The sequence below is a fragment of the Fulvivirga lutimaris genome (assembly GCF_009711525.1).
In the GTDB taxonomy this organism is placed as follows: Bacteria; Bacteroidota; Bacteroidia; order Cytophagales; family Cyclobacteriaceae; genus Fulvivirga; species Fulvivirga lutimaris.
This window is the reverse complement of sequence record NZ_SMLV01000167.1, coordinates 1-3639: the sequence shown is the minus strand read 5'-3', so window position 1 is coordinate 3639 and position 3639 is coordinate 1. Positions and strand designations below refer to the sequence as shown.

Sequence of the window (3639 nt, the reverse complement as noted above, 5' to 3'; positions counted from 1 at the left end):
AGGAAAGGCTGAAGATGTAAGAGCCTTTATAAATAATGCCGATTGTGTGGTTTTGCCTTCCTACAGAGAGGGCACCCCAAAAAGCCTCTTAGAAGCAGCAAGTTCTGGTAAGCCAATTGTTACCACCGATGTGCCAGGCTGTAGAGATGTTGTTGATGATCGTGTGAATGGATTGTTGTGTAGAATGAAAGATCCGGAGGACTTGGCCAATAAGTTGGAAACTATGGCCTCTCTAAATAACGATGAACTTAAAAATCTTGGAGTGAACGGTCGTAAAAAGGTTGAGAATCAATTTGATGAGCAGATTGTTATCAAAAAATATCTCAATACAATCCAAGAATTATTATCCTAAATATTTTTCTGCCAACGTTTGACGTACTACTTTAGTACAACTTCACCTTGTTGGAGATGCTAAACAAATATTTTTTAGACTGTATTATGCTAAATAATTGGTTGAAAATAACCGTGCTTGCCTTGTTGCTTTCTGCCTGTAGTTCCTATAAGCAAAACATTCTTTTTAAATCTGATCAATTACCTGCCCCTAATCAGCAACAACTAGAAGTAAACAGTAACAGAATCATTGAAATTGGCGATTATCTAACCTTAGAAGTATTTACTAAAAATGGTGAAAAAATAATAGACCCTGATTTTGAACTTGCAAATACTAACATTAATGCAGAAAGGTTAAGGCCTGAACTGAAATATCTGGTTCGAAATGATGGTTATGTAAAAGCCCCTATGGTAGGAGAGGTTGAGTTAGAGGGAAAGACTTTGCACGAAGCTGAAGAAATTCTTCAGAAAGAATATGAGCGGTTTTATAAAAGTTCTTTTGTTAATATAAATTTCCTAAACAAAAGAGTTATTGTTCTTGGTTCTGCTGGTGGACAGGTTGTTCCGCTTGAAAATGAAAATACTACTCTTGTTGAAATAATTGCCTTAAGTGGCGGAATTGATAAAGGTGGCAAGGGTCATAACATTAGGATATTAAGGGATAACGAAGCTTTTTTAGTGGACCTCACCACGATTGAGGGCTATCAATCTGGCAATATTTTGATGGAGCCTGGTGATGTGGTTTACATCGAACCCGTAAGAAGACCATTTTCAGAATTCATAAGAGAGAATGGTCCAGTGATATCGATTTTCACAAGCTTAGTTTCTTTGGTTGCAGTTTTAATAAGTGTTAATTAACATGGACAACAGCAACACTTCCAGCTATGATGGTATAGACATTGACAAAGGCCTTGATGTACTTAGGAAGAGTGTTTTTTGGATCCTACTTATCTTCTTTATTACAAACCTGACTGCATACCTATTTATTCGATGGACCAAACCTCTATATGAATCTAGTTCAGAACTAAAATTAGATGTCGAGACCAACGCTTCTGAATTAGGATTAACAACCCTCGGAGAAAATCAGAACTTAAACATCATCTCTGGGGAGATTGAACTCATTCGTTCCAAATTGTTTTTTAATAAGGTTATTGAAAACTTCGATCTTGACATATCATATTATACAATAGGAAATGTTTTGGATGATGAGAAGTACAAAACCTCACCTTTTATTGTCGAGTATGATTTGAAGAATAATTCAATACTTGATAAAAAAATATTTATTGACCTGATAGATGAAAAATCCTATAGAATAAACTTCAATAATAATCAGGGTGAAGGAGAAGTACATCAATTTGGGCAGCCCGTGATGACTGAAAATATTGAATTTGTAGTTTTTGCGACAGAATACTTGGATCCTAAGGCATTCAGTCAGCATTATTTTATCTTAAACAGTGATGAGGCATTGATAAAATATTTGGAAAATAATCTCACCGTTGTGCCTCTAAATCTTAATGCCAATACAATAAGAATCACATTAAATGATTACAATGCGTTAAAAGCCAGAGATCTGGTTAATGCTATAGACAGCATATACTTAGCTTATAGTCAGGATGAAAAAAATAGGGAAAATATCCAGAAAATTAACTGGCTAAACAACGAATTAAAAACAATAGAAAATCAGCTAGAAGGTTTTGAAAACTACTTTGAGAACTTCACCATAGAGAATAGAACTAATAACCTTGATGCAGACCTAGAGCGGACAATCAATTTTATTAATGAAATTGACTCACAACGGTATGAAATCACCAAGATGACAGCAAATGCGACTGCCGTTCTAAAAAGCCTTGAAAATGATATGCTTGAGGTTATTGGCGAAATCAACCCAGGCCAATTTCCTAAATTCATCTCTGAGTCTATAGAAAATCTAATTAAACTATCAGCTGAGAGAGATAAGCTAAGGCTCTCCTACACAGAATCTACGTTCGCATTGACTAGTAAAGAACAAGAAATTAACAACATCAAGAGTAACTTAATAAACCAGATAAAATCGCTGATTAGCAAATATGATACAGACCAAAAAGATTTGCAGAAGCAAAAAGCTCGGCTTCAAAAGAACTTTGTTGAGCTTCCAGGAAAAAGTACAGAGTTTAACAAAAACCAGCGGTATTTTGAGTTATATGAAGAATTCTATCTTTCATTGATGCAAAGTAAAGCTGAGTATCAAATAGCCCAGGCTGGTACAACCACTCAATTTAAAATACTATCAAGCGCTACTTTAGGCACAAAACCAATATCACCGGACAAGCTAATTATACATGGAATTGGTATTGTTGCAGGCCTTGTCTTTAGCTTCTTTTTTGTAGGAATCAGATACCTTCTTCATAATAAGATCTCAACAATTCATGAATTAGAGAAGTTATCTCAGGCACCAATTCTAGGCCATATTCCGGAAGAAAAGGAAAAACTTGAAAATACTGCCTTAATTGTAGATAAAAGACCAAAATCTGCTGTAAGTGAATCATTAAGATCTATAAGAACCAACATAGATTTTATGATCCCTAAAACCCCACAGAAAGTAATATCTGTTACTTCTACAGTTGGTGGAGAAGGCAAAACATTTGTTGCTGTTAATCTAGGAGCAATTATAGCACTATCAAAAAAGAAAGTTATTGTTCTGGACTTAGATATGCGAAAACCTCGAGTTCACATGTCTTTTGGGAATGAAAACCCTAACCAAGGCATAAGTACTGTCCTAATTAACAAGCATACTTATTCAGAATGTATTACTCATTCAAGAATTGAGGGTTTGGATTATATCAGTGCAGGCCCTACACCTCCCAACCCATCTGAATTATTATTGAATGGTGAGTTTGATACACTATTGATGAAACTAAAAACTGAATACGATGTTGTCATTTTAGACACCCCTCCAGTCGGTTTAGTTACCGATGGTATTCTGGCCATGAAAAAAGCAGACTTGGCCCTGTATATTGTCCGAACAAATTACTCTCAAACTGCATTCATGAAAACACTCAATAGGCTCATTTCTGTTAATCAATTCAAAAATATGGCGGTTGTTTTGAATGCATTACCTCAATTACGCTCCGGAAATTATGGTTACGGTTATGGTTACTATGACGATCAGACCAACAAATCTCAATCACTGATTAAGAAATTGATCAAGAAATAGTGTTTGGCCTATTCAAAAAAAAAGAAGTTGCAATTCCAGAATTAGGAGTTGATCTACATTCTCACTTAATACCCGGTGTAGATGATGGGGTTCAATCATTTGATGAATCGCTGGAC

3 protein-coding genes are annotated in these 3639 nt (G+C 35.3%); all 3 read left to right on the top strand.

From position 1 onward, the window contains the following. Positions 1–352 (top strand): glycosyltransferase (locus tag E1140_RS01275; RefSeq protein WP_155178228.1); only part of this gene is annotated, 352 nt, incomplete at its 5' end. An 86-nt stretch (positions 353–438) separates the two neighbouring features. Beyond that, entirely contained in the window at positions 439–1188 is a 750-nt protein-coding gene (locus E1140_RS01270; RefSeq protein ID WP_185153356.1) for a polysaccharide biosynthesis/export family protein, read from the top strand. A gap of 1 nt (position 1189) precedes the next feature. Continuing rightward, on the top strand, positions 1190–3523 hold the full coding sequence (locus tag E1140_RS01265) for a GumC family protein (RefSeq protein WP_155178224.1): 2334 nt from the start codon (positions 1190–1192) through the stop codon (positions 3521–3523). Positions 3524–3639 lie beyond the last annotated feature (116 nt).